Genomic DNA, 19,747 nt, shown 5'->3' with positions numbered 1-19,747 from the left:
ACGCTCTTCCCACAATTGCGGCTCGGCCTATAAGGGAGCGGTGAACCTATTGGAGCGAGCGCAGAAACCCATGTCCAGGCGGATATTCGATCGGGCGGCCAGCTTGGCTGTGCTGGCGGTGATGGCGGCTGTCCTTGCCGGATGTGACGGCAATCGGACCACCGATCAGTCCGCGCTTGCGAAGGTTGAGGCGCAAGCCCGTTCGGAAGCGGCGGATGACGGCAAGATCGATTGCGCACCGGCGGGAGAAACCGCTTTCCAGCGCGCCTGCGAGATCGAACGCAGCCGTGACCGCGAAAACAATGTGACCTTGACGATCCGCCATCCCGACGGCGGATTTCGTCGTTTGCTCGTCACCGGCGACGGCCGTGGCGTCATTGCCGCGGATGGCGCGGAGCAAGCCGTTGTGACCACGATTTCGCCACGCGAGATCGAAGTGGCGCTGGGCGGAAACCGCTATCGCCTGCCTGCCACCGTCAAGCCGGGCGCCGCTACGGCCGGCCAATGACCCGACAACGACCCATCCTGACCGCGGCGATGATGCGCGCAGCGGAAGAACGCGTCATGCGTGCAGGAATCTCTGTCGACGAATTGATGGATCGCGCGGGCCGCGCGATCGCGGAGGCCGCCTGGCGCTTCGGTGGTGGCCGCCCGGTGCTGATCGTCTGCGGACCGGGTAACAATGGCGGCGACGGTTATGTCGCCGCGCGCCATCTGGCCGCACGCGGTGTGCGGGTGCGGGTCGCGGCGCTGGCCGATCCGCGCAGCGATGCGGCACATCGCGCGCGGACCGCATGGGACGGTCCGGTCGAACAACTCGCCGAGGCTGAGGCCGCGCCCGTCCTGATCGATGCTTTGTTCGGTACCGGGGTGACGCGACCGCTCGACGTGGCGGCGAGCGATCCGCTGGCGCGCTTGGTGGAGGCCGCGCATTTCAGCCTTGCCGCCGACCTGCCGAGCGGCCTCCAGACCGATACGGGTGCGCTGCTGGCGCCGGTGCCGCGCTTTTCCGCGACGCTCGCGCTTGGCGCGCTCAAGCCCGCGCACAGGCTCCAGCCCGCCGCCGAACGCTGTGGAGCGGTGCTGCTCGCCGATATCGGTGTGCCTGTATCGACGCATTGGCACGAGAGCGCCCGCCCGCTGCTCCCCGCGCCCGGACCTCGAGATCATAAATACACGCGCGGCATGGTGATGGTGATCGGTGGCGGCATGCCGGGCGCGGCCCGGCTTTCCGCCATGGCCGCATTTCGCGCGGGCGCCGGCATGGTCCGGCTCTATGGTGCGCAAGGTGGCGCCGATGCGCTGATCTGCCGTACGATCGAGGATGTCCCCGCCGGCCTTGCCGATGCGCGTGTCAACGCCGTGCTCATCGGCCCCGGCATGCCGCCCGATGCGTGCGGACGCGCTCTGCTCGAACCGGCGTTGGCGGCGGGGCATCCGCTCGTGCTCGATGCCGGCGCGCTGCGGCTGATCGGGGAGATCGGGGTCGAGCGGCTGGCGGACCTGCCCGCCATGGCGATCCTGACCCCGCATGACGGCGAGTTCGAGGGATTGTTCGGCGATGCGCCCATGCCTGGCGGTAGCAAGGTCGATCGGGCATTGGCGGCGGCCGAGCGCTGCGGCGCGGTGATCGTGCACAAGGGGGCGGATACGGTGATCGCTGCGCCCGACGGGCAGGTCGCTATCGCCCCACCCAATTCGGCCTGGCTGTCGACCGGCGGGACGGGCGATGTGCTTGCGGGCATCATCGCCGCGATGCGCGCGCGGGGGCTGGATGCTTTCGCCGCCGCCAGCGCCGGTGTCTGGTTGCACGCCGAAGCCGCACGCCGGGCAGGACCAGCCTTCATCGCCGACGATCTGACGATACATCTTCCAGGAGCGCTCGCTCAATGTCTGTAACTGCCGAGGTCTCCGAAATCGTGCGTGTCGCCGGGCGCGGTGACGGCGTGACCGCCGACGGGCGCTTCGTGCCGCTGGCGGCGCCGGGTGACGCCGTGACGCCGGATGGCGCTATCCTGCCGGGAAAGCACCATAATCCGCCGCAATGCTCGCACTATCCCGAATGCGGCGGCTGCCAGCTCCAGCATCTTGACGACGAGAGCTATGCCGATTTTGTGCGCGACCGGATCACGATCGGGCTGGCGGCGCAGGAACTGGCCATACCCGAAATCATGCCGGTTCATCTCTCGCCGCCACAGTCGCGCCGCCGCGCCAGCCTGAAGGCGGAGCGCCGGGGGCGGCGCGTGCTGATAGGCTTCAACGCCGGGGCCAGCCATCGCATCGTCGACATGGCCGATTGCGCGATCCTCGATCCGGCATTGTTCGCGTTGATCGCTCCGTTGCGGCGCTTGCTGGGGACGATGCTGCGCGAGAAGCGCGTCGCCAATATCAGGATGACGCTGGCGGATCAGGGTATCGATCTGCTGATCGACGGTATCGAGGCGGATGGGCTCGCTGCGTCGGAGGCACTCACCGATTTCGCGATCACGCACGGCCTCGCGCGGCTTTCGATCGATGATGGCTATGGCCCGCAGACGCGCTGCGAACCCGATCCGGTCACCGTCACGCTCGGCGGCGTCGCCGTGCCGTTGCCGCATGATAATTTCCTCCAGGCAACTTCGGATGGAGAGGCTGCGCTGGTCGCGGCGGTCAAGGAAGCGGTCGGCGATGTGTCGACCGCAGCCGATCTGTTCTCAGGTCTGGGCACGTTCGCGCTCGCATTGGCCGGGCCGCGCAAAATCTATGCGGCGGAGGCTGCGCGCGATGTTGCGGGCGCGCTCAAGGCGGCAGCCGGCCGCGCGCAGCGGCCTGTTTTCGTGGAGCATCGCGACCTGTATCGCCGCCCGCTCACCACAGCGGAACTCGATCGGTTCGGCGCGATCGTCCTCGATCCACCGCGATCGGGGGCGGAGGAGCAGGTGAAGGCGCTCGCCGCCGCGAAGGTGCCGCGCATCGCCTATGTCTCATGCAATCCCGCGACTTTCGCGCGCGATGCCCGGATACTGGTCGCCGGCGGTTACCGGCTGGTGCGGATCACGCCGGTCGGCCAGTTCCGCTGGTCGACCCATGTCGAACTGGCCGCCGCGTTCGAACAGTGAGGCGGCGCCTGGTCGTCAAAAGACGATCAGCGCTGCGTGGATCGCCAGCATCGTCAGCGCGATCGTCGAGAGCACGAAGACGATAAAGCGGATCATGATCCGGTTGACGGTGACCTGAACCAGGCTGTGGAGCACGCGCAGGCCGACATAGGCCCAGGCGATCTGCGCGTTCAGGCCATCACCTGCGCCGAGCAGCGCCAGTGTCAGCGCGGTTGCGTAGAAGATCGTCGGCTGTTCCATCAGGTGATTGTAGTTGTCCGCCTTCCAGCGAACTTCGGGCGGGAGCACCGCCGTCAGCGTGCCAGGCGGCACGGTCGGGTCGAGCCTGACGTTCAGCCGTTGCATGGCAGGGATGCGGGTGGCGTACATCCAGAACCACATCACAAGCGTCCACAGCACCAGCGCCACCACGGGCGCAAGGATTTCGCCTTTCATAAGAAAACACCCCCTCCTTCGTTGTGAAGGAGAGGGTGCTTCAGTCCATTTCAGTCGTCAAACGAAACTCAGTTCCGCTTCAGCGTCACCACCGAATTGCGGCGCGGTTCCTCGACATGTGTGTAGACGCTCGCCATCGGTTCGTCCTCGGCGATTACCGTGCCGACGTCGCCGAAACCGTTGAATGCGGTCCGCATTGCGCAGCCATAGGCGCCCAGCATGCCGATCTCGATATAGTCGCCTGCACGCGTATCGGCGGGCAGCATGAACGGTCCGGTCATGTGATCGAGATCGTCGCAGGTCGGCCCGTAGAAGCTGAACGCCATGTCGCGCGTGTCGCTTTCGTCCTCGCGGATCAGCTTTACCGGAAAGCGCCAGCCGACATGCGCCGCATCGAACAATGCGCCATAAGCGCCGTCGTTGATGTAAAGCTCGTCACCGCGGCGCCGCTCGACGCGGACCAGCAGGCTCGCATATTCCGCGCACAGCGCGCGGCCCGGCTCGCACCACAGTTCGGCCGAATAGCTGATCGGCAAATCCTCGAACGCGGCGTGGATCGCGGCGAAATACGCCTCCAGCGCAGGCGGCTCCATCCCCGGATAGACCGAGGGGAAACCGCCGCCGACATCGACGAGATCGACCGTGACCGCAGCCTGCACGATGGCGGCGCGAACCTGTTCCATCGCTTCGGTATAGGCGCGCGGCGTCATCGCCTGGCTGCCGACATGGAAGCAGATGCCCAGCGTGTCGGCCGCCTGACGGGTCGCCATCAGCAGATCCGACACCTCGTGTGGTGCAGCGCCGAATTTGGAGGCCAGGCTGAGCTTCGAATGATCCGACGATACCCGCAGCCGCACCGCCAGCGTCAGGTCGCTCGCATGCCGCGTCGCGCGCATGATCTTCTCCAGTTCCTCGATCGAATCGAGCGAGAAGGTCTTCACGCCATGGGTGAAATAGGCCTCGCGGATCGCTTCCTCGGCCTTCACCGGGTGCATGAAGCACAATTCGGCGTCCGGCAGCGTCTTCGCGACCATGCGCACCTCGGTGATCGAGGCGACGTCATAATGCGTGATTCCGCTGGCCCACAGGATCTGCAGCAGATCGGGTGAGGGGTTCGCCTTGACCGCATAGAGTGACCGCCCCGGAAACTTCTCAACGAAGAAGCGGGCGGCACGCTCGGCGGCGTGCGGACGAATGAGCGTGACCGGCTGAACCGGACGAAGGGCGGTCGCTAGCCCCAGCGCGCTATGATGCTTGTGCAACTCAAGGGACCTCCAGTGGGTAGTTCACGAAGAGCTGCCTTGCGGTGGAAGTCCCATGGGGCAGCGAGGAAGCGCGATATATGTGGGGGGGAGGGGGGTGTAAAGACCGTTTGCGCGATTATTGCGCGCACCCGCTGGAAATGGCGTATTTTCAGGGTGAAACGGGAAATGGGCGGGACGGAATCGTCCCGCCGTTACGACAGGCGATCGCGGAAATTCTCGTAGGAGAAGCGCTTCACGAGCCTGAGTGAGTCGTTTTCGCTGTTCCAAAGGGCGATCGCGGGCAGCGGAACGCCGTTGAAACTGTTGGTCTTGACCATCGAATAATGCGCCTGGTCGAGAAAGGCGATGCGGTCTCCCACCTGAGGCGGGGTGGCGAATCGATAGTCGCCGATGATGTCGCCCGCCAGACAGGATGGCCCGCCCAGGCGGACGGCAACGCCGTCCTCCGCCTCGCCGAGCAGCGCCGGGCGATAGGGGGCTTCGATCACGTCGGGCATATGGCAGGTGGCCGAGATGTCGGTGATGCCGATCGGCACCCCATTCTCGAACGTGTCCAGAATCTCGCCGACCAGGATGCCGGCGTCGAGCGCGGTCGCTTCGCCGGGCTCCAGAAAGATGTCGAGGCCGATTGATGCGCGTACGCTGCAGATGAACGCGACCAGGTCGTCGCGCTGATAGTCCGCGCGCGTAATATGATGGCCGCCACCAAAATTTAGCCATTTCAATGTATTGAAATATGGCTTTAGCTTGGCTTCGAGTGATTGCCAGGTCCGGCGCAGCGGCTCGAAATCCTGTTCGCACAGGCTGTGGAAATGCAGTCCGTCGATGCCCTCGAGATGCTCGGCGCGCAGTTGCGATACGGGGAAACCCAGTCGCGATCCCGGCTGGCACGGATCATATTTTGGGACTTCGCCTTCGCTATGTTCGGGGTTGATACGCAATCCCACGTCGAAAACGTCGCCGGCCGCACGCGCAGCCTCGATCTGCGGCAGGAAGCGTCGGTGCTGGGCGGGGCTGTTGAAGATGACGTGATCGGACAGGCGCAGGATCTCCGGCATGTCCTCCGCCTTGTAGCCCGCGCAATAGGTCGCGACTTCGCCGTGATATTTCTCGCGCCCCAGCAGCGCTTCCCACAGGCCTGACGCGCAGACGCCGTCGAGATATTCGCCGACCACGTCGCCCAGCGACCACATCGAGAAGGCCTTGAGCGCGAGCAGCACCTTAGCGCCCGAACGGTCGCGCACATCCTTGAGCACCGCGAGATTGCGCCGCACTGCCGCCTCGTCAACGACGAAACAGGGGCTGGGCACGCGGCTCAGGTCGAAATGCGCAAAGGCTCCTGGATCGCCGGCTCTGGTTTCCATTTTTACGGTCCCTCGAAACCCGATCGACCTGAGCTTGTCGAAGGGCAGCGCTTCGAAAGGCTCAAGGCGAACGGGTCTACAAAGCTGAGTTCAGAACTGAAGAGGTCCATCCAACTCCTTGACCTGCCAGGGCAGGCCATGGTCGTTCAGCATGTCCATGAACGGATCGGGATCGAACTGTTCCATGTTGAACACGCCATCCCCGCGCCACTTGCCGGTCAGCATCATCGCGGCGCCGATCATCGCGGGAACGCCGGTGGTGTAGCTTACCGCCTGGTTGCCGGTTTCCTCATACGCGTCCTCATGGTCGCAGATATTGTAGACATAGACCGTCTTCGCCGCGCCATCCTTCTCGCCCGTCGCGATGTCTCCGATATTGGTCTTGCCGTGCGTCGTCGGGCCCAGGCTCGACGGTTCGGGCAGCACCGCCTTCAGGAACTGTAGCGGGATGATCTCGCGGCCTTCGTAGATCACCGGGTCGATCCGGGTCATGCCGACATTCTGCAGCACTTCCAGGTGCTTGAGGTACGCATCTCCGAACGTCATCCAGAAACGGATGCGCTTGATCTCGGGATAGTGCTTCGCCAGCGATTCCAGTTCCTCATGATACATGAGGTACATGTTCTTCTCGCCGACGGCCTCGAAGTCGAACACCTGCTTGTGGCTGAGCGCCGGCCCCTCGACCCATTTGCCGTTCGCCCAGTGACGCGACGGCGCGGTGACTTCGCGGATGTTGATCTCCGGATTGAAGTTGGTGGCGAAATGCTGGCCATGGTCGCCGCCGTTGCAGTCGAGGATGTCGAGCGTGTCGATCCGGTCGAGCAGGTGCTTCTTGATATAGCTTGCGAATACCGAGGTGACGCCCGGATCGAAGCCCGAACCGAGCAATGCCATCAGTCCGGCTTCCTTGAAGCGGTCATGATAGGCCCATTGCCAGCCATATTCGAACTTGGCTTCGTCGCGCGGTTCGTAATTGGCGGTGTCGAGATAATCGACGCCGGCCTTCAGGCACGCGTCCATGATCGAGAGGTCCTGATAGGGAAGCGCCAGATGCACGACCAGCTTGGGCTGAACGCGCTCGATCAGCGCGGCGGTCGCCTCGACATCGTCGGCATCGACTTCGGCGGTGTCGATGACGACGCCGGTGCGCGCCTTCACCGATTCGGCGATCGCGTCGCATTTCGCCTTGCGGCGGCTCGCCAGCGTGATGTGAGAGAAGATGCCGGGGTTCATCGCCATCTTGTGCACCGCGACCGACCCGACGCCGCCTGCGCCGATCACCAGAACCTTGCTCACGCCCATCTCCATTTGCCGGGGGAAAGTGCGGCTATATAGGGATGCTTCGTGACAGGGCAAAGTACGACATGACGATGCGCTGGAACGATCGAGTCGAAGCGAACCCCTGGAGCCCCCCTGATGCGCAAGCCCAACCGAGACGGCGTTCTCGCCGCCGCCGCGAAGATCGCTGAAATCCTTCCCGCAACGCCGCTGCTGTCCTTCGAGCGCGACGGCAAGACGATCTGGTGCAAGGCCGAATCGCTCCAGCCCATGGGTGCATTCAAGCTGCGGGGGGCATGGCACCGGCTGACCGATCTGGATGCCCAGCAACGTGCGGACGGCGTCGTCGCCTTTTCGTCGGGCAACCACGCGCAGGGCGTTGCCTGGTCGGCAAAGCGGCTCGGCATGCCGTCGACGATCGTCATGCCGTCGGATGCGCCGCGCAAGAAGCTGGAGAATACCCGTGCGCTTGGCGCCGAGATCATCCTGTATGATCGCATGACCGAGGATCGCGCGGCGATCGGCGCGGCATTGGCTGCCGAGCGTGGCGCCACGCTCGTCCCCAGTTTCGACGACGCCTGGGTGATCGAAGGGCAGGGGAGCGCGGGCATCGAGGCGACGGCGCAGATGGAGGAATGGGCTGGGGGCGCGCCCGATCGCATCGTCATCCCCTGCGGCGGTGGCGGTCTTTCGGCCGGCATCGCGCTCGCCTGCCCCGATGCCGAGATCGTCATCGCCGAGCCGGAGGGCTGGGACGATATGCGCCAGTCGCTTGAGGGTGGAGAGATCGTGCCCGTCGGCTCCAATCCGCCGCCCACGGCGTGCGACGCGCTTCAGACCACGCTTGTCTCGCCGCTGACCTTCGAAGTGCTCAGCGGACGCGGCGCGACGGGTGTCGCCGTCAGCGAGGCTGAGGTCGCCGAAGCGATGCGTTTCGCGTTCGACAAATTGCGGCTGGTGGTGGAGCCCGGCGGCGCCGCGGCATTGGCGGCGGTCCTCGCCGGCAAGGTCGATGCCAGCGAACGGACGCTGGTCATCATTTCCGGCGGCAATGTCGATGACGCCAGGTTCGCGGCGGTGCTTTCGGCGTGAGCGGCGTTTTCGGTTCGGTCGCATCCTTCGCGGTTGCGGCCGGTCCTGCGATCCTGATGATCGCCGCCTTTGCTCTGGCGATCGGCGGCTTCAAGCTGATTCGCAGGGGCAACCGGCAAAAGGGGGTGTTGATGATCGTCTGCGCCGTCGTGTTCGTCGCAAATGTCGTGATCCTGACGGCATGACCAGGAACCGCATTTTCGACTTCACCGATGCGCTGGTCCGCACGCCGGCGCCTAGCGTCGTCAACGGGCTGCGCGCCGTTGAGCAGGGCGATCCCGATCATCGTATCGTGCTTGCCGAGCATGCGGCTTATGTCGATGCGCTTCGCGCTGCGGACGTCGCGGTCGAAGTCCTGCCGCCGCTCGACGATTATCCCGATTCGATCTTCGTCGAGGATCCGGCCTTTGTCGTGCCCGAGGGGGCGATCCTGCTGCGGCCGGGCACGCCGAGCCGGCTTGGCGAGAGCGCCGAATTGGCGGCCGTGCTCGAGCGGCGATTCGCGACGGTGAAGACGCTCGATCGCGGCTATGCAGATGGCGGCGACATCCTGATCCTGCCGGATGAGATCCTGGTCGGATTGTCCGCGCGTACTGATCGTGAAGGCGCAGAGCGCTTCGCTGAACTGATGGCCGGGTTGGGCCGCACGGTTCGGGTCGTCGCGCCGCCGGCGGGCACGCTACATCTGAAGACCGCGTCGTCGCTGATCGATGAGATGGCGGTGATCACGACACCCGCGCTGGCCGATGCCGGCCTGTTCGGCGATCTCGATGTCATCGTGACGCCGGAAGGCGAGGAAGCGGCGGCGAACCTGCTTCGCGTCAACGATGTGGTGCTGGTCGGCGCAGGTTATCCCACGACGGCCGCGCTTGTCGCGGCGCGTGGCTTGAGCGTCGTTCCGCTCGCGGTTTCGGAGATCGCGAAGATCGATGCCGGCCTGTCGTGCATGTCGCTGCGCTGGCGGGCGAGTTAGAGCCTCGATCGCTTCAGGCCGTGCCGGCCCGAAGCGATCGAGGTCTGGCCGGTCACTTGATCGGCGAGTTCGGATCCAGCCGCATGTCGAGATAATTGTCGACGGCGCGCATCATCTCGTCGAGTTCATGCTCGAAGAAGTGATTTGCGCGCGGAATCTCGTCGTGATGGATGGTGATGTGCTTCTGCGTGCGCAACTTGTCGACCAGCTTCTGCACGGCGCCGGGCGTGACCACCTCGTCGCCGGTTCCCTGCACGATGATGCCGGAGGCCGGGCAGGGCGCCAGGAAGGTGAAGTCGTACATGTTCGCCGGCGGCGCGATCGAGATGAAACCGCGCACTTCGGGGCGGCGCATCAGCAACTGCATGCCGATCCAGGCACCGAAGCTGAAGCCGGCGATCCAGGTGGTCTGCGCTTCAGGATGAAAGCTCTGCACCCAGTCCAGCGCGGCAGCCGCGTCGGAAAGTTCGCCGACGCCATTGTCGAACGTGCCCTGGCTCTTGCCGACGCCACGGAAGTTGAACCGCAGCGTGGCGAAACCACGGCGTTGGAAGGTTTTGTAGAGCGACTGGGTGATCCGGTCGTTCATCGTGCCGCCGCCCTGTGGGTGCGGGTGCAGGATCATCGCGACGGGTGCGCGGGGGCGGGGCGGCGGGCTGAACCGCCCTTCGAGGCGGCCTTCGGGGCCGGGAATGATGACTTCGGGCATGGCACCTTCGTGCTGAAAAGATGGATTGGTGCGTGGCTCCATGCGGGATGGGGCTGTGCGCCGTCGCGCCAGCCTATATAGATGCGCCTCACGGTTTCGCAATCGTCGGGGAGCTTTAGCGGGTGAGCGGCCGCCTTTATCTGGATCACGCGGCGACGACGCCCATGCTCGCGGCTGCACGCGCCGCGATGAACGACGCTATCGAACGCTGGGCGAACCCGTCTTCGCCCCATGCGGAGGGCCGTGCCGCGCGCGCAGCGCTGGAGGATGCGCGTGCGCGCGTCGCCGCGGCGCTCGGCTGGACCGGCGAATTGATCTTCACCAGCGGCGCGACCGAGGCGATCCGCATCGGGCTCACGCGGGCCAAGGCGGATGCGGTGCTGGTCGGCGGAACCGAGCATGACGCCGTCCATCGCGCCGCGCCGAAGGCGTTTTTTCTGCCGGTGCAGGGTGACGGCACGGTCGCGGATCATGCGCTGACCGGCAGGCTGGGCGCGCTGGGCGCGGAGCGGCCGCTTGTCGCCATCCAGTCCGCCAACAATGAAAGCGGCGTGTTGCAGCCACTCGATTCGCTGATCCCGATCGTGCGCGGCAAGGGCGGGCTGATCTTCGCCGATTGCGCGCAGTCGGCGGGCAAGCTGCCCTTGCCGGATGCGGACCTGATTTCGATTTCGGCGCACAAGCTGGGCGGCCCGCCGGGAATCGGTGCGCTGCTGGTCCGCGATCTCGGCGATCTGACACCCGAGGGTGGGCAGGAAAAGGGCTATCGTGGCGGCACGGAGAATGTGCCCGGTGCGATCGCCTTCGCCGCCGCGCTTGAGGCGTCGCGCGCCTGGCTCAAGCGTGCGGAGGATCTGCGCGCGCATCTCGATGGCGCGATCGAGGGGGCGGGCGGCCAGGTCGTCGCCCGGCGCAGTGCGCGGATCCCGACCATCGCGTCCTATCGCATGCCCGGCATGGCGGCGTCGGCACAGCTTATCCAGTTCGATATGGCGGGAATCGCGGTGTCGGCAGGCAGCGCCTGTTCATCCGGTACCTTGAAGCCCAGCCATGTGCTGGCGGCGATGGGCTGGGACGAGCGCGATGTTGCCGAGGTGATCCGTGTCAGCTTCGGGTCCGATACGACGCGCTCCGACGTTTATCGATTCGTCGATCAATGGAAGAGGCTGGCAGGCGAGGCCAAGGCGCGCGCGGCATGACCGGCGCCATCTATCTCGATTATCAGGCGACGACTCCGATCGCGCCCGAGGCGCTGGCGGCCATGACGCCCTGGCTGGAGCCTGGCTTCGCCAATCCACACTCCCCCCATGTGCCCGGCAGGGCTGCACGCGCGGCGGTGGAATTGGCGCGTGACCGGGTCACTGCGGCGCTCGGTCTGGATGGGGGGGGGCTGATCTTCACATCGGGCGCGACCGAGGCCGCCAATATGGCGATCCAGGGCCTGATGATCGCGGCGCCTGCCAGACGGCGGAAGATCGTCACCATCGCAACCGAACATACTTGTGTCCGCGATACCGCGCTGTGGCTGGGCAGCCACGGCTTCGAATGCGTGTTGCTCCCTGTCCATGGCGACGGGCTGGTCGATCTCGATGCGGCAGCGGCGGAGATCGACGACAAGACGGCACTCGTCGCCGCGATGCTGGTCAACAACGAAATCGGCGTGATCCAGCCGATCTCGGCGCTTTCGGCGCTGGCACGTGCAGCCGGCGCGGCCTTTTTCTGCGATGCTGTCCAGGGATTCGGCCGTGTGGACTTGCCGGCAGGCGCCTGCGACATGGTCGCGGTCTCTGCGCACAAGCTGTATGGGCCCAAGGGCGTGGGTGCGCTGTGGCTGGCGGATGGCATCGAGGTCGAGCCGATCGTCCATGGCGGCGCACAGGAAGGTGGGCTGCGGTCCGGAACATTGTCCCCGGCGTTGTGCGCGGGTTTCGGCGCGGCCGCGGCACTGATGGTCGAGCGCCGGACGGCAGATGCGGCCCATGTCGCGACGTTGGCGGAAGCGGCCAGGAGTGGTTTTGGAGATTGGGAAATCAACGGATCGATTTCAGATCGTTATGCTGGAAACCTAAATCTTCGTCGTAATGGTGTCGATGCGGCGAGATTGATCTCGGAGGTACGCAGCGTCGCATTTTCCGCCGGATCGGCCTGCGCCAGCGGTTCCGGGCGCCCCAGCCATGTGCTCTCCGCGCTGGGGCTCACCGACGCGGAAGCGCGCGCAAGTATCCGGCTGGGTTTCGGCCGCTATACGAGCATCGCCGATATCGAGCGTGCGGCGGCGCTGATCGGCGAGGCGGCCGACCGCCAGCGGGCGCTGGCCGCGTGACCCGCGTTCGCTTCGTTAGTCCCGATGGCGAGACCGTCAGCGAGGTCGTCGGCGCCGCCGGCGAGAATCTGCTGACGCTCGGACAGAATGACGGCCAACCGCTCGAAGGGACGTGTGAGGGGCAGATGGCTTGCTCGACATGCCATGTCATCGTCGATGCCGGAGATTTCGCGAAGCTGCCGCGCGCGTCCGAGATGGAGGAGGATATGCTCGATCTCGCGGCCGGCGCGACACGCCATAGCCGGCTCGCCTGCCAGATCTGGCTGACCGATGATCTCGAAAGTCTGACCGTTCGAATCCCCGGTGAAGTGCGCAATATGCAGGGGCGTTGATTTAACCGACGCTTTCCCCCATATGCGCGGCGGGAGTCGGGCGGACGGTGCTCTCGCCAACCCGGTCAGGTCCGGAAGGAAGCAGCCGTAACGAATTCGCCCCGGGTCGTTCCGGCTCCCACCTTCTCCTTCGACAAGCCGGGCCGCAGTCCCTAGATTGCCCCGCGATGTCCGAATCTCCACAACCCTATCGCGTCCTTGCACGCAAATACCGGCCGCAGACATTTGCCGAACTGATCGGCCAGGATGCGATGGTCACGACGCTCGGCAACGCGATCAAGCGTGATCGGCTGGCGCACGCCTTCCTGCTGACCGGCGTCCGCGGTGTCGGCAAGACCTCCACCGCGCGGCTGATCGCCAAGGCGCTCAACTGTATCGGTCCGGACGGGCAGGGCGGCCCGACAATCACGCCGTGCGGCGTATGCGAACCCTGCGTGGCGATCGCCGAAGGCCGGCATATCGACGTGGTGGAAATGGACGCGGCCAGCCATACCGGCGTGGACGATGTGCGTGAGATCATCGAGGCGGTGCGCTATGCGGCGGTTTCGGCGCGCTACAAGGTCTATATCGTCGACGAAGTCCATATGCTGTCGAAGAACGCGTTCAACGCGCTGTTGAAGACACTGGAGGAGCCGCCGCCGCATGTGAAGTTCCTGTTCGCCACCACAGAGGTGAACAAGGTGCCCGTGACCGTGCTGTCGCGCTGTCAGCGTTTCGATCTGCGCAGGATTTCCGCCGAAACGCTGGCCGCCCATTTCGACCGTGTCGCGCGCGCCGAGGGCGTGACAGCGGAACCCGAGGCGCTCGCGCTCGTCGCGCGCGCGGCCGAAGGATCGGCGCGCGACGGCCTCTCGATCCTCGATCAGGCGATCGCTCATGCCGATATGGAAGGCAGTCATGGCGTCACTGCAGCCCAAGTCCGTGATATGCTTGGACTGTCCGATCGTGGAGCGATTCGTCGCCTGTTCGGGTATCTCCTGTCGGGCGATGCGCCCGCGACGCTGACGGCGCTCAGGGAACAGCATGATCTGGGTGTCGATCCCGTGGGGGTGCTGCGCGCCCTGCTCGAGACCGTTCATGGGGTGACGCTGGCGAAGGTCGGCGGCGGAGACGATCCTGCGCTCTCGATCGAGGAGCGTGAGGCGCTGGCCGATTGGGCGAGCCGACTCGGCTTCGCCGCGCTCCATCGGCTCTGGCAGCTTCTGCTGAAAGGGCATGACGAGACGGTGCGCGCGGCGCTGCCGATCGAATCGGCGGAAATGGCGCTTCTGCGCGTGATCCATGCCGCGCAGCTTCCCGATCCTGGCGAATTGATGAAGCGGCTTGCCAATGGCGAGGCAGTGGCGGCACCGGCCGCCATGCCGGCCCATGATCCCGCGCCGCAGGCGCCGGCGCAGCGTCTGCCCGCGGATTTCCCCGCGATGATCTCGCTCCTGGCGAATAACGGCAAGGCGCATATCGCGCAGCAACTGCACGATTATATCGGGCTGATCCGCTATGCGCCGCCGGAGCTGGCCATTCGCCCGGCAAAGCCGATGGCGAGCGAGTTCAACCGTGACCTGGCGGCGGCGCTCAAGACGATCACGGGAGAGATCTGGGAGGTCTCCTCGCCCGATGGCCCGGCGGAGCCGACCTTGCTCGAACAGGAGCGGATGGAGGAAAACCGCGCGCGCGACGCCATATTGGCGACGCCGCTCGTCAAGGCCGCGTTCGATGCTTTTCCGGAGGCCGAACTGGTCGAATGGAAACGGGCTGGCTAAATAGCCGGCTTACGGGTGAACCGGTCCCGGATGCGCGAGCATCCGCCCGACCGGGTATGACTGGAGTAAAGACATGAAATCCCTCGACGAAATCCTGAACATGGCGAAGAATGTCCAGGACGAGCTGCAAAAGGCGCAGGCCAATCTCGATACGATCGAGGTGGAAGGTGTGTCGGGCGGCGGCATGGTCAAGGTGCGGGCGACCGCCAAGGGCCGGATCATCGCCGTGGATATCGATGAAAGCCTGCTGGCGCCGTCGGAAAAGCAGATGCTGGAGGATCTGGTCGCCGCCGCTTTCAACGACGCGCGCGCCAAGGCGGATGCCGCATCGAGCGCGGAAATGGGCAAGATGACGAGCGGCCTGCCGCTGCCGCCGGGCTTCAAGCTGCCGTTCTGATCGACGTGTTCACGTAACGCAGTCGGAACGTCCTCAAGCCTCGCGGCGTTTGTTCGCCTGAGGCTTTGAGGAGGTTGTGATGTCCGAAGAGAGAATCACCGAGCGCACCGATGCGGCGGGCAATGTCACCGAACGCATCATCGAGCGCGGCACGCCGGGCACGACCGTGGTCGAGCGCCGCGGCGGCGGCGGCGTGATCATCGGGATCATCGTGGTCGCGATGATCGCCGTGGTTGCCTTTTTCATGCTCGACATGAACAAGGGTGAGACCCGCAAGGACGATGCCGTCGCCGAAGCGGCGGGCAAGGTGGGCGACAGTGCCAAGAAGATCGGCGACGCGGCCGAAAAGGCGGCGGACAAGCTGACCGGCGACGAAAAGAAATAATCCCGATCGCGGCTACTTAAGGCAGCTGTCCAGCCCGTCGCGGCGCACGACACCGATCCAGCGCGCCAGCCGGTTGCCGTGCCGGCGCGTAAAGCCTGAAGGGTCGATCGCCTCGCGCTTCTTGGGCAACGGCAGCACCGCTGCGATCCGCGCGGCTTCCTCGGGGGTCAGCTTGCTGGCGTCGTGCCGGAAGTAGCGCATCGCGCCGGCATTGGCGCCATAGGTGCCGATGCCGGTTTCCGCGACGTTCAGATAGACTTCCATGATCCGTTTCTTGCCCCAGATCGCTTCGATCAAGACGGTGAACCATGCTTCCAGGCCCTTGCGGAAATAGCCACCGCCCTGCCACAGGAACGCGTTCTTGGCGGTCTGCTGGCTGATGGTCGAGCCGCCCCGGATGCGCCCGCCCTTGGCGTTGCGCTTCATGGCATCCTCGATGGCGTCCCGGTCGAAGCCGCTATGCGCGCAGAATTTGCCATCTTCCCCGGCGATTGCCGCGCGCGCCATGTTCGGATCCATTTCGGACAGGCTCATCCAGTCCTTGGAGAGGCCGCGCCCGGCGACGACATCACCGATCATCGTTGCGGTGATCGGCGGCGGCACGAATTTGTAGACCAGTACCCATAGTACCGAACCTGCAACGAAGAAGACTATGGCCCGCCCGATCCACCAGCCGATTCTATAGGGAAGGGGGCGCGTCTTCGGCGATCGGGCTTTCATGGAGATTTGTTAGCAAGCGGGGCGGGGATGGTGAAGAGGTTCGCGCATCGGTCGACACCCGGCCTCAGTCGGTCACCGCCTCGATCACCGCCGCGCGCAATTCCGGGATTCCCAGCCCGGTTTCGCTCGATGTCGCGATGATTTCCGGATGCGCGGCGGGGCGCTTGCGGGCTTCCTCGGTGGTGCGCGACATCGTGTCGGCCAGTTCGGTCGGCTTGATCTTGTCGGCCTTGGTCAACACCAAACGGTAGCTCACGGCGGCATCGTCGAGCATCTTCATGACGTCGCGGTCGACATCCTTGATGCCGTGGCGCGAATCGATCAGCACCAGCGTCCGCTTGAGCACCGCGCGGCCGCGCAGGAAATCGTTGATCAGGAAGCGCCACTGTTTGACGACGTCCTTGGGTGCCTTGGCGAAGCCGTAACCGGGCATATCGACCAGACGGAAGATCAGCGGATCGCCGATATCGAAGAAATTGAGTTCCTGGGTGCGACCTGGCGTGTTCGACGTGCGTGCAAGCGCATTGCGCCCCGTCAGCGCGTTGAGCAGCGACGATTTGCCGACGTTCGAACGTCCGGCAAAGGCGATCTCGGGCGCGTCCATGTTCGGCAGGAACTTGAGCGCGGGCGCTGATTTCAGGAAGGCGATGGGGCCGGCGAAGATCTTTCGCGCGGCCTCGATCGCTTCCGGATCGATCTCATTCATGACGGGCGCGAACTCACTTCGCCTCGATCTGTTTCAGCGAGGGATGGCGGCTGTAGAGCCATTTCTGCTGAGCGATCGAGAGGATGTTGTTGGTCAGCCAGTAGAGCTGGAGGCCGGCGGCGAACGGCGCCATCACGAACATCAGCACCCAGGGCATGATCGAGAACATCTGCTGCTGCACCGGATCGGTCGCCTGCGGGTTCAGCTTGAATTGCAGCCACATCGAAACGCCGAGCAGGATCGGCAGCACGCCCAGCGCGATGATATGCGGCGGGGTGAAATCGAGCAGACCGAACAGGTTGACCGGGGTCAGCGGATCGGGCGCCGACAAATCCTTGATCCACAGCACGAAGGGCTGGTGACGCATTTCGATGGTGAGCAGAAGCACCTTGTAGAGCGCGTAGAAGATCGGAATCTGCAGCAGGATCGGCAGGCAGCCGGCCAGCGGATTCACCTTTTCCTGCTTGTACAGGTTCAGCATTTCCGCCTGCAGCTTCTGCTTGTCGTCCTTCCAGCGTTCCTGCAGCGCCTTCATCTTGGGCTGAACGGCGCGCATGCCGGCCATCGACTTGAACTGCTTCTGCGCGATCGGGAACATCAGGCCGCGGATGATCACTGTCAGGCCGATGATCGCGACACCGAAATTGCCGAACAGCTTGAACAGGAAGTCGAGCAGCTTGAAAATCGGCTTTTCGAACACTTCGAACCAGCCCCAGTCGATCGCCTTGCCGAAATTGGGGATGCCGAGCGTGTCCTCATAGCGATCGAGGTGATTCACCTCCTTGGCGCCGGAGAAGAGCCTGGCGGTGGTACGCACCGCCTTGCCGGGCTGGACGACGGTGGCGGGCAGCGTGAAATCGGCCTGGTAATGGCGATCGGCGCCGACGCGGAAATAGGCCTGGAGCGTCGCCGCTTGATCGGGAATCAGCGCGGTCAGCCAATATTTGTCGGTGAAACCCATCCAGCCGCCGGTCGAACTGCGCGCAACGCCGGCATTGCCCGCCTCGTCGACGGTCGAGAAATTGATGTCGTAATCGACCAGCTTGTTGAACACGCCGATCGGGCCGGTGTGGATCGTCCAGCTATCGGGATCCTTGGAGACGCCGTCGCGGCTGATGAAACCATAGGGCTGGACGGCGATCGCGCCGCCGGCGGTGTTGGCGACCGACTGTTCGACGGTGAACATATAGTCCGGATCGACGCGATAGGTGATCTGGAAGCGCTGGCCCTGGCCATTGTCCCATGAAAGCGTGACGGGCGTGGCAGGGGTCAGCGCCGAAGCGCTCGGCGTCCAGACCGTGTCGCCGGTCGGAAGCGCGATGTTCTGGCCGGTCCAGCCGAATCCGGCATATTGGCTGTCCTTCGCGCCGCCGGGCGAGAGCAGGCGGATCGGCGGCGAATCCTTGGCGATCGTTTCGTTGAAGCGCGTCAGCGTCAAATCGTCGACGCGCGCGCCCTTCAGGTTGATCGAACCCTTGAGCGCGGGCGTGTCAATGCGGACGCGTGGCGACTCCGCCAGCACAAGGGCGCGTTCGCGCAACGCCTTGGGCGCGTTGGAGGCGGGGCTGGCCGTCGGATTGGCGACGGGCACCTGCTTGCCGTCGACGGTCTTGGTCGCCGGCGGATTCGCGGTCGGGAAGAAATGGCTCGAAAGCGCGCTCCAGCCGAGCAGTACCGCCAGCGACAGCACGATCGCGAGGATCATGTTGCGGTTATCGGTCAAGTGTCTTCCCCCAAGGTCATGGAAACAGCCGGATCAAGGAACCGGATCGTGGCCGGAGCCGCCCCAGGGATGGCAACGGGCGAGCCGTCTGGCGGAAAGCCAGCCTCCCTTGAGCGCTCCATAGCGCCCCAGTGCGGTGATTGCATAGGCCGAACAGGATGGCGAGTAGCGGCAACTGGGCGGCAGGATGCGCGAAGGGCCGATCTGCCACAGTCTGGCGACGCCGATCAGAAGCTTCGCGATCATCGCGCGGCACGGTCCAGCGCCTTGCCCAGTTCCTGGCGCAGCGCGGAAAAATCGCGCTCCACGCCGCCGGCGCGGCCGATCAGCACATGATCGGCGCCGGCGATGCCGCGCTCAGGCAGCATTTCGCGTGCGAGCGCACGAAAACGGCGCTTTATCCGGTTCCGGACGACAGCGCCGCCGATCTTCTTGGTAACGGTGAAACCGATCCGCATCGCCGGATCACCGTCTTGCCGATCTTTCACCAGCAGGACGAAGCCCGGCATTGCCACGCGCTTACCCGAATTCGCCGCGAGAAAGTCCGCGCGGCGACCCAATATGCCGAAGCTGGGTGGATTCAGGCCGACAGCGACTTGCGGCCGCGTGCGCGGCGCGCGCGGATCACATTGCGCCCGCCCGGGGTCGCCATCCGCGACCGGAAGCCGTGCCGGCGCGCGCGCACGAGATTGCTCGGCTGAAAGGTGCGCTTCATCGCTCATGTCCTCATTCGTCAAAACGGAAAAGGGCCGCCTCTGCGAGCGGCCGCTGTTGCGGGGCCGATAGGCAAAAGCGTCTCTCAAGTCAATCACTCTCGCTCGACGTGTCCCGCGCGATCGCCTCGCGCCGCTTCGCGCTCTCACGCCTCAGGCTCCAGTCGGACCAGCTTCCCCATTTGGGATGCCGTTGTTTGAAGCGAACATAGCGGCGCTTCGCCCAGCGTGAATTCTTGAGCACCAGTCCAGCGCCGATCGCGAAGGTGACGACGCCGCCGGGGCCGGGAATAGGTCCGACCAGAGGTGTGACGGCGATGAACAGCCAGCCGATGCCGAGCATCGTCCAGCGCATCGGTTCGCTGGCCATGAACAGCCTGATCCGGTGTCTCAACGTCATGGCAAGCGATGTGGGGGCGCTGTTCTAGGGGTGCAAGACACCTGCACGATATTTCGTCTCGACTCACGAGCATT

Annotated in this window: 24 protein-coding genes and 1 other RNA gene; 13 read left to right on the top strand and 12 right to left on the bottom strand. The window is 64.9% G+C overall.

What is annotated here, in order from left to right:
* Nucleotides 1-70 precede the first annotated feature (70 nt).
* From ACODTA_RS04545 to ACODTA_RS04535, 3 genes are read left to right on the top strand one after another with little or no spacing between them, the layout of a single operon-like run.
* Nucleotides 71-508: a hypothetical protein gene (locus ACODTA_RS04545; protein ID WP_489064605.1), complete on the top strand. Its 438-nt coding sequence runs from the start codon at nucleotides 71-73 to the stop codon at nucleotides 506-508.
* Entirely contained in the window at nucleotides 505-1,899 is a 1,395-nt protein-coding gene (locus ACODTA_RS04540) for an NAD(P)H-hydrate dehydratase (protein ID WP_489064604.1), read from the top strand. The genes ACODTA_RS04545 and ACODTA_RS04540 overlap by 4 nt, the downstream gene beginning before the upstream one ends.
* Nucleotides 1,890-3,098, top strand: coding sequence for a class I SAM-dependent RNA methyltransferase (locus ACODTA_RS04535; protein ID WP_489064603.1), 1,209 nt, complete (start codon nucleotides 1,890-1,892; stop codon nucleotides 3,096-3,098). Before ACODTA_RS04540 ends, ACODTA_RS04535 begins: the two co-directional genes overlap by 10 nt.
* 15 nt (nucleotides 3,099-3,113) lie before the next feature.
* On the opposite strand, the gene ACODTA_RS04530 is transcribed toward ACODTA_RS04535, so the two are convergent.
* From ACODTA_RS04530 to ACODTA_RS04515, 4 genes are all read right to left on the bottom strand, one after another.
* Nucleotides 3,114-3,533: an MAPEG family protein gene (locus ACODTA_RS04530; RefSeq protein WP_489064602.1), complete on the bottom strand. Its 420-nt coding sequence runs from the start codon at nucleotides 3,531-3,533 to the stop codon at nucleotides 3,114-3,116.
* Nucleotides 3,534-3,601: 68 nt separating this feature from the next.
* On the bottom strand, nucleotides 3,602-4,795 hold the full coding sequence (locus ACODTA_RS04525) for a type III PLP-dependent enzyme (RefSeq protein ID WP_489064601.1): 1,194 nt from the start codon (nucleotides 4,793-4,795) through the stop codon (nucleotides 3,602-3,604).
* Between the two features lie 194 nt (nucleotides 4,796-4,989).
* A complete protein-coding gene (locus tag ACODTA_RS04520; protein WP_489064600.1) occupies nucleotides 4,990-6,162 on the bottom strand; it encodes a carboxynorspermidine decarboxylase in 1,173 nt (390 codons plus the stop codon).
* A gap of 90 nt (nucleotides 6,163-6,252) precedes the next feature.
* A complete protein-coding gene (locus ACODTA_RS04515) occupies nucleotides 6,253-7,458 on the bottom strand; it encodes a saccharopine dehydrogenase family protein (RefSeq protein ID WP_489064599.1) in 1,206 nt (401 codons plus the stop codon).
* A gap of 120 nt (nucleotides 7,459-7,578) precedes the next feature.
* Between ACODTA_RS04515 and ACODTA_RS04510 the strand changes: the two genes are divergently transcribed.
* The 3 genes from ACODTA_RS04510 to ACODTA_RS04500 are packed head-to-tail and all read left to right on the top strand — an operon-like array spanning nucleotide 7,579 to nucleotide 9,505.
* Nucleotides 7,579-8,532 (top strand): threonine ammonia-lyase, encoded by a 954-nt coding sequence (locus ACODTA_RS04510; protein ID WP_489064598.1) that lies wholly within the window; start codon nucleotides 7,579-7,581, stop codon nucleotides 8,530-8,532.
* Nucleotides 8,529-8,717, top strand: a complete 189-nt coding sequence (locus ACODTA_RS04505) for a hypothetical protein (protein ID WP_489064597.1) — start codon at nucleotides 8,529-8,531, stop codon at nucleotides 8,715-8,717. Before ACODTA_RS04510 ends, ACODTA_RS04505 begins: the two co-directional genes overlap by 4 nt.
* Complete coding sequence (locus ACODTA_RS04500) at nucleotides 8,714-9,505, top strand: dimethylarginine dimethylaminohydrolase family protein (protein WP_489064596.1); 792 nt, start codon at nucleotides 8,714-8,716, stop codon at nucleotides 9,503-9,505. Before ACODTA_RS04505 ends, ACODTA_RS04500 begins: the two co-directional genes overlap by 4 nt.
* Before the next feature lie 52 nt (nucleotides 9,506-9,557).
* On the opposite strand, the gene ACODTA_RS04495 is transcribed toward ACODTA_RS04500, so the two are convergent.
* A complete protein-coding gene (locus tag ACODTA_RS04495; RefSeq protein ID WP_489064595.1) occupies nucleotides 9,558-10,214 on the bottom strand; it encodes an alpha/beta hydrolase in 657 nt (218 codons plus the stop codon).
* 122 nt (nucleotides 10,215-10,336) lie between these two features.
* On the opposite strand from ACODTA_RS04495, the gene ACODTA_RS04490 reads away from it, so the two are divergent.
* The 7 genes from ACODTA_RS04490 (at nucleotide 10,337) to ACODTA_RS04460 (ending at nucleotide 15,411) form a co-directional block, all read left to right on the top strand.
* On the top strand, nucleotides 10,337-11,413 hold the full coding sequence (locus ACODTA_RS04490; RefSeq protein ID WP_489064594.1) for a cysteine desulfurase family protein: 1,077 nt from the start codon (nucleotides 10,337-10,339) through the stop codon (nucleotides 11,411-11,413).
* Nucleotides 11,410-12,537 (top strand): cysteine desulfurase family protein, encoded by a 1,128-nt coding sequence (locus tag ACODTA_RS04485; protein ID WP_489064593.1) that lies wholly within the window; start codon nucleotides 11,410-11,412, stop codon nucleotides 12,535-12,537. The genes ACODTA_RS04490 and ACODTA_RS04485 overlap by 4 nt, the downstream gene beginning before the upstream one ends.
* Nucleotides 12,534-12,869, top strand: a complete 336-nt coding sequence (locus ACODTA_RS04480; protein WP_489064592.1) for a 2Fe-2S iron-sulfur cluster-binding protein — start codon at nucleotides 12,534-12,536, stop codon at nucleotides 12,867-12,869. The genes ACODTA_RS04485 and ACODTA_RS04480 overlap by 4 nt, the downstream gene beginning before the upstream one ends.
* Before the next feature lie 28 nt (nucleotides 12,870-12,897).
* Nucleotides 12,898-12,995, top strand: an RNA gene (gene ffs / locus ACODTA_RS04475) — signal recognition particle sRNA small type.
* A 41-nt stretch (nucleotides 12,996-13,036) separates the two neighbouring features.
* Nucleotides 13,037-14,629 (top strand): DNA polymerase III subunit gamma/tau, encoded by a 1,593-nt coding sequence (locus ACODTA_RS04470; protein WP_489064591.1) that lies wholly within the window; start codon nucleotides 13,037-13,039, stop codon nucleotides 14,627-14,629.
* Between the two features lie 73 nt (nucleotides 14,630-14,702).
* Nucleotides 14,703-15,026 carry a YbaB/EbfC family nucleoid-associated protein gene (locus tag ACODTA_RS04465; RefSeq protein ID WP_222988239.1) on the top strand — a complete coding sequence of 108 codons (324 nt, stop codon included), beginning with the start codon at nucleotides 14,703-14,705 and terminating at the stop codon, nucleotides 15,024-15,026.
* A gap of 79 nt (nucleotides 15,027-15,105) precedes the next feature.
* Entirely contained in the window at nucleotides 15,106-15,411 is a 306-nt protein-coding gene (locus ACODTA_RS04460; protein ID WP_489064590.1) for a hypothetical protein, read from the top strand.
* Nucleotides 15,412-15,423: 12 nt separating this feature from the next.
* On the opposite strand, the gene mtgA is transcribed toward ACODTA_RS04460, so the two are convergent.
* The 7 genes from mtgA to ACODTA_RS04425 form a co-directional block, all read right to left on the bottom strand.
* On the bottom strand, nucleotides 15,424-16,131 hold the full coding sequence (gene mtgA, locus ACODTA_RS04455) for a monofunctional biosynthetic peptidoglycan transglycosylase (RefSeq protein WP_489064589.1): 708 nt from the start codon (nucleotides 16,129-16,131) through the stop codon (nucleotides 15,424-15,426).
* A 64-nt stretch (nucleotides 16,132-16,195) separates the two neighbouring features.
* Complete coding sequence (gene yihA, locus ACODTA_RS04450) at nucleotides 16,196-16,837, bottom strand: ribosome biogenesis GTP-binding protein YihA/YsxC (RefSeq protein ID WP_489064588.1); 642 nt, start codon at nucleotides 16,835-16,837, stop codon at nucleotides 16,196-16,198.
* Between the two features lie 13 nt (nucleotides 16,838-16,850).
* The gene (gene yidC, locus ACODTA_RS04445) at nucleotides 16,851-18,560 is read right to left on the bottom strand and encodes a membrane protein insertase YidC (protein ID WP_489064587.1); all 1,710 of its coding nucleotides are present in this window, start codon (nucleotides 18,558-18,560) and stop codon (nucleotides 16,851-16,853) included.
* A 33-nt stretch (nucleotides 18,561-18,593) separates the two neighbouring features.
* On the bottom strand, nucleotides 18,594-18,806 hold the full coding sequence (yidD, locus tag ACODTA_RS04440; RefSeq protein ID WP_489064586.1) for a membrane protein insertion efficiency factor YidD: 213 nt from the start codon (nucleotides 18,804-18,806) through the stop codon (nucleotides 18,594-18,596).
* Entirely contained in the window at nucleotides 18,803-19,120 is a 318-nt protein-coding gene (gene rnpA, locus ACODTA_RS04435) for a ribonuclease P protein component (protein ID WP_489064585.1), read from the bottom strand. The genes yidD and rnpA overlap by 4 nt, the downstream gene beginning before the upstream one ends.
* A 20-nt stretch (nucleotides 19,121-19,140) precedes the next feature.
* Nucleotides 19,141-19,275 (bottom strand): 50S ribosomal protein L34, encoded by a 135-nt coding sequence (gene rpmH / locus ACODTA_RS04430; RefSeq protein ID WP_489064584.1) that lies wholly within the window; start codon nucleotides 19,273-19,275, stop codon nucleotides 19,141-19,143.
* 89 nt (nucleotides 19,276-19,364) lie between these two features.
* Entirely contained in the window at nucleotides 19,365-19,673 is a 309-nt protein-coding gene (locus ACODTA_RS04425) for a hypothetical protein (RefSeq protein ID WP_489064583.1), read from the bottom strand.
* Nucleotides 19,674-19,747 lie beyond the last annotated feature (74 nt).

The sequence above is a fragment of the Sphingomonas sp. FG14 genome (genome assembly GCF_057809675.1).
This window is presented reverse-complemented; position numbering and strand designations above follow the sequence as displayed.